This is a genomic window from Enterococcus sp. VV15, from assembly GCF_005236045.1.
In the GTDB taxonomy this organism is placed as follows: Bacteria; Bacillota; Bacilli; order Lactobacillales; family Enterococcaceae; genus Enterococcus_B; species Enterococcus_B durans.
The window spans coordinates 1-5,474 of sequence record NZ_QPTY01000064.1; the positions used below are offsets into that span (position 1 = coordinate 1).

Sequence of the window (5,474 nt, forward strand, 5' to 3'; positions counted from 1 at the left end):
CCATGTTGCTCTGCTCGCAAAAGCAAAAAGAAGAATAAAACCAGCAATTTTTATTAATAAAAATTGCTGGTTTTATTGCCAGAATTGCCACCATTTTTTCTCCGTCTTTGATTGTTTTTCTATCGATTCTGTTTCTTCAGAAAGAGTAGTTGATTTATTTTCCGAAGATTCTTCCGTATAAGTCAACTGTAGTTGTTCCTGCAGTTTCTCGATTTGTTGGTTGGCTTGCAGGGTGAGTTGTTGTTGCTGATCGAGTAATTTTTGCATTTGTTTTAGTTGAGTATCTTTTTCTTGTAACTGTTTGTCTTTCTGGTCTAATTGCTTATTCAATAAAGATACAAGTTCTAATTCGGAAACTTGGTTAGCGTTTTTCAAGTTTTCGGTTTTTGTTTTTCCGCTAACTAGTTTTCGATTTAAGTTTTCGTTTTCGGAATAAAACATTGATTTAATAGCTTTCTGACCGATATCGTTAATCACAAACTTGTTTCCGACTTTTGAAAACCAAAGTTTTCGATTTTCTTTAGAAACTTTTTTATTGATTGCTGTTTTACTAACCCCTAATTCTTCAGCAAGTTCTTTGATAGTTTTATCTGCCATAAATACTCCTTATATTTAATCGAATAAGTTTTGTAAATTTCCTATTAAATCTTGTTTGAGTTCGTTTGAGAGTGCTTGTTTTTGTGTTCCTTCTTTTTCAGTTTGTTGCTGCTTTTTAAAATCTGCTTCATGAGTGCCTAAGGGAAGATTTAATATTCGATCTTTAGCGCGCCATTTTTCTTCTTGAGTTAATTCTCCATTGTGCTCAATATTGAATAATTTTATACGTAAATCTTCATGTTTTCCTTTTGAGAAATCGTCAGCATGATTAATTTCAGCTTTCCAAGTAAACCGATAACCAATAACAGGCTTTCCTCGTCCTTTACCATATTTTTTACGAATCGTTAATCCTTTAAACAGTGGAGTTAGTTCTTCTTTTATGGGTTTGAGTACAAACTGATTTATGTTTGTTTGTCTATAGCTTTTAGGAATATCTAATAGCTCTAAAAAATCTTCCTTGGAAAATTCAGCCCATCCTTGAGTTCGGTATTGTTTTAGCAATCTAAACATTGTTTTAGCATAACTGCTATTTAAATCTCGAAATTCTGTTAAAGAGAAACGTACCCAACTTTCTAAATTGTTAAGTAAAGGCAAAGCTTTTTCGTGAACTTTTATATCTACATAAGGGTTATCGACTTCTCCATGAATTTCAAAATCAGTAAACATTGTAAATCGTTCTATGGTTAATCCACCATTGCTTTTTTTTCCAAAACGTAAATCCATTAAATGATCGTATGTTCTTGTTAAATCTTTTATAAAGACTTCCCCAGCAGTTTGCTTATAAGCACTTAAATCTTTAAGCTGACTGAAATAAAAGCGTATTTTTTGATTACCTTTATCACGCATTCTAGAGACAATAGAAAAAAACAAGTTCATTTCTATTGGGGTAAATTTTCTTAAAGGAATGGTATTTAATTCTGGTTCATATTTTACAATTTCATTTGCCATTTATTTGATACTCCAGTCTCACTAATTTTATTGACATAATTTTAAGACATATTATGTCTTAAAACAATACCTAAAACAGATAATTTCATGCCTATAAACAGATAATTTCATGCCTATAAACAGATAATTTCATGCCTATAAACAGATAATTTCATGCCCTAAAAAAGCTACACCCCTTGGGAGAGTAAGGGAACAGACGACGGTAAAGAGGTTTAAAAAGAGATTTAAAAAGAGATTATAAAAGAGGGAGGGCAAAATTTCCCGCCTAAAAAATTACTCCTTTTCTCCTCAAACAGATTCGCGCATTTTCCTAAACTGGGAAACTGGCTCCCTACGGTCGCTAAAAAGGTGTGATCGCTACGCTCTCACATTGTACTGCGCAGTCGACTAAAGGCTCCTTTGCTTCAACCCGTTCCTAAAAAGGCCTTTATTATTCCCTAAATGCTTGTTTAAGGCTTTCTAAGACAAGTTAAATAAAAATCCTTATCTTGCTCTTAAAGCGCCTTATAGGCGGTCAGGGCAAGCCCTAACAACCCTGGAACGTCATAAACCCTTTCTAAAATTCGATTTAAGCTGTTTTGCCCATCCTTTGGTATACTTATATGATTCAGACACCAAAACAACTTAAAATGCAAATTAAGGCCCATAAACATATGAAACCAGGAAGAACCTTTTTGACAGAAAAACGGAGCACTTGAACACCAATGCTATGTGGGACAAACCCCCAAAACAGGTAGAAAATACTGTGCCCCCTACTCTAATAGGGGAGCGTAATGCTAAATAACAGAGAAATATTTGGTAGCAATGATTGATATACAGGCATTTATTTTGGTAGCACAATTCAAAAAAATCGTGATTTTATCAAATAAATAGAAAATATTCGAAGAATAAAAGAACCATTAATCCTTTATAATCAAAGGGTTAATGGCTCTTTTTTGTGGGCTTATTTTAGCGACCATTTATATGGTAAATGAACATTTTATTTGTTATTTTATCTTTCGGATAATTTAGGACTAAGCGTTGCTGGAGCAACAAAACAAAAAAGTAGTGGTTTAATTTCCCATATTGCCCACTTCTTTTTTTATCTTTTTAGAAAATTTGCTAGTTAAATTAAATTATTGTTATTCCAAAAATCAACAAGTTTTTTTAATACAGAATATTTTTCAGATAAAGCAATGATCTCGTTTAATTCAGTACTTTTTAAATTGAATAGAACTAATTTTTTATATTCTTCTTCGGTTAAAAATCTTTTATTCCAGTTTTTTTTAGATGAAACAATGGTTTGCTTTCCCTGAGATCTATCCACAAATCCGAATATAGCTAATAGTTCTATAGCTTTTCTGACAGTTGCTCTACTACTAGAGTAGAGATTACATAATTGATTTTCACTAGGAATTTTTTCATTTTCTTTATATTCTCCATGCTGAATTTTATATTTTAAATCTTCATAAATAGGATAATATTTATTTTTGTTCATAGATCAAGCTCTCCTTTTTATTATTTTAACATTGATAATATAAAACGTTTTCTTTATAATTATTAGTATATTCTTAAACTAAAGGAGGTTTTTATATGAAAAAAACTATGTTAAAAGTATTTGTTGGTCTATTTCTATTAACTGGTATAGGTGGTATTTTCTCAAAAACAGTTGATGCTGGTTCTTATTATTATGATAAATCTAGTGGGAATTATGTTATTAACGTTACAAATTCTGAAACTGGAAAAAATTTAAATTCTATTGCTGGAAAGACTCCAGGATCAGTGACTAATAAAATGAGAAATGCTGCTATTAAAAGATACGGTTCAATTCAAAATAATAGACGTTATTATTTTTCTTATAAAAACATAGTTACGCCATATGGAGGTAAAAAGGGTGGCGTAAGTTTCCAATGGACTGGAAGAGTAATCAACATGAATTGTACTGGTAGAAGTTAGAGCAAAACGACGGCAGGATTATTTGTCCTGACCGTCGTTTTGTTTTTCTGAAATAAACATAGGTTCATTAGGACTATTGTAGTAATTTGGATTTAATTTAAGTTCCCCTTTGGAATTATTTTTTCCAATTACGGATAATAGCATGGGGCTAAAACCTAATACTCCTAGAGAAATAGAACCTAGTACCAACATAGTTTTTTTTAACATAGGCTGCACCTCCTTTTTTAAAGCGCTGTCACTTGTATACACATTTTAAGTGCTGTTCTATAGTTTGTCAAATGTTTAAATTGTAAAAATCACTTCTAAACAATAATAACTCAAATTATATGATTTTTTGTAATATTTAAAAGTGAAAATTATAGATTTCAATAGAGTCCGCTTTATAATACAATAATACATGTTATTTTAAATTCAAGTTAACATAATGTATATACTACCAAGTAGCCCCTGGATCAACCGATCCAGGGGAAGACTTTGTGATTTTCAATTGGTCTATCTAAAACATCTTTTTAAAAGCTTGATTCTTCGCTGTTGGCTTTTTTCGATTCTTTGTGAATATTCAGTGATTATTTTTTTACTACTTGTTATTTTCCGAGGGATTTGTTAAAAGTTTAATAGCGTTTCTCAGTAAGGGACGTCGTTTTTTCATTTTCCTATGTATGGACTGCTCGAACGAGCAGCCTTTTTTTATTCCAGGGAACGTCCTATTCTTTGAGTTTCCATGCTATTGAATAACCGGGACTTAGGGATTAGGGCAGCGCCCCAAAATGAAAAAAGAAAAATCCGCTTCTGCGAATTCTTCTTTTTTTTCGCAAGTTGGTACCAACTTGCAAATCTTGCTGGAAGACCGATCCCTAAAAAGAAATCGAGGAATTTTTTTGTTTTTCGGTTTCTTTTTTTATCTTTTTAGAAAGTTTGTTGGGTCAAAATTTCCAGAAGTAAAGGTTTGATTGGTTTCTTTTTGACGATTTTTGGGTTGATTTCGTCGGGAAGGATTGAGTTGATTTTCAATTTTTTCTTTCACTTCTTGATATACTTTAGAATTTGTACCGATAAGAACACCAGTATCTTTTAGATATAAATCAGCAAATTCTGCCATGATTTCTGTCATGATAGAAATTTCTTTTCCCATGGCATTGAGTTTTGCTTGGTTACTGGTTGTGGTTGTATTGGTATCAGGTTCATAACTCATACATAAAAAGCGAATGGCTTCTGAATAATTGTTAACGTCTGGATTTTTTTCGATGATGGAATCTAAAACGTCAACGTGACTGGGATAAAGGGTTACGTGTTTTTGAACAGAAGTTTTTCTCATGTTATATTCCTCCGATAAGTGTTTCAATGAGTTGGTTGTTTGTGTGAACATAGTCATTTAGTATGTTCGTATTTTCTGCTTGAATGGCAATAAATTTTTCGAATAATAAATCGAATTGATCTTTTTTGTAATTCATAAGTTCGTGGTCAAAATCGTTTTCGATTAAAATTTTTAGGTATTGATTTCGACTCCATTTTTTGCCCGTTTTGGTTGTTAGTTCCTGACAACGTTTATCTATTCTTGTAATAATTTTGGGATTGATATTTCGAACTAAAATGTCCATGGAAATTTTCCTTTCGTATCAGTGTATAATTTATGTATATCATACAAATATAGTATTTGTATAGCTATTTTTCGCCAAAACACTATACATAGCCTAGCCACAATGGCAAAAAAGTGATAGCAAATTTTTTTCTGAGAAACGTGATAGGCACAGCTTATCTAGCACCTTTCGTAAGAAAGTGATACCACGTTTCCTTATGCTCTTTCAAAATTCAGAAAAATCAGCTGTAAAACGAGTGCAGTCCGAGTAAGATTCAACGAAAAAACGGGGATTGGGGCGCCACCAAAATATCGCAACATGGGCCCATGTTGCTCTGCTCGCAAAAGCAAAAAGAAGAATAAAACCAGCAATTTTTATTAATAAAAATTGCTGGTTTTATTCTTCTTTTTGCTTTTG

7 protein-coding genes are annotated in these 5,474 nt (G+C 32.0%); 1 reads left to right on the forward strand and 6 read right to left on the reverse strand.

The window, feature by feature from the left end:
• Positions 1-72 precede the first annotated feature (72 nt).
• The 3 genes from DVW83_RS13985 to DVW83_RS13995 all read right to left on the reverse strand — a co-directional run bounded on the left by DVW83_RS13985 (position 73) and on the right by DVW83_RS13995 (position 3,022).
• Positions 73-597, reverse strand: coding sequence for a DUF536 domain-containing protein (locus DVW83_RS13985; protein WP_002296856.1), 525 nt, complete (start codon positions 595-597; stop codon positions 73-75).
• Between the two features lie 15 nt (positions 598-612).
• On the reverse strand, positions 613-1,545 hold the full coding sequence (locus tag DVW83_RS13990) for a replication initiation protein (RefSeq protein WP_002296860.1): 933 nt from the start codon (positions 1,543-1,545) through the stop codon (positions 613-615).
• 1,105 nt (positions 1,546-2,650) lie between these two features.
• Entirely contained in the window at positions 2,651-3,022 is a 372-nt protein-coding gene (locus DVW83_RS13995) for a GntR family transcriptional regulator (RefSeq protein WP_002346889.1), read from the reverse strand.
• A gap of 95 nt (positions 3,023-3,117) precedes the next feature.
• Here DVW83_RS13995 and DVW83_RS14000 point away from each other — a divergent pair, with 95 nt between their 5' ends.
• A complete protein-coding gene (locus DVW83_RS14000; RefSeq protein ID WP_002296841.1) occupies positions 3,118-3,480 on the forward strand; it encodes a hypothetical protein in 363 nt (120 codons plus the stop codon).
• A gap of 18 nt (positions 3,481-3,498) precedes the next feature.
• Here the strand turns inward: DVW83_RS14000 and DVW83_RS14005 are convergent, their stop codons facing one another.
• From DVW83_RS14005 to DVW83_RS14015, 3 genes are all read right to left on the reverse strand, one after another.
• Complete coding sequence (locus DVW83_RS14005) at positions 3,499-3,687, reverse strand: hypothetical protein (protein ID WP_002296843.1); 189 nt, start codon at positions 3,685-3,687, stop codon at positions 3,499-3,501.
• A 691-nt stretch (positions 3,688-4,378) separates the two neighbouring features.
• On the reverse strand, positions 4,379-4,795 hold the full coding sequence (locus tag DVW83_RS14010; RefSeq protein WP_002305824.1) for a hypothetical protein: 417 nt from the start codon (positions 4,793-4,795) through the stop codon (positions 4,379-4,381).
• Between the two features lies 1 nt (position 4,796).
• The gene (locus DVW83_RS14015) at positions 4,797-5,078 is read right to left on the reverse strand and encodes a hypothetical protein (RefSeq protein WP_000353845.1); all 282 of its coding nucleotides are present in this window, start codon (positions 5,076-5,078) and stop codon (positions 4,797-4,799) included.
• Positions 5,079-5,474 lie beyond the last annotated feature (396 nt).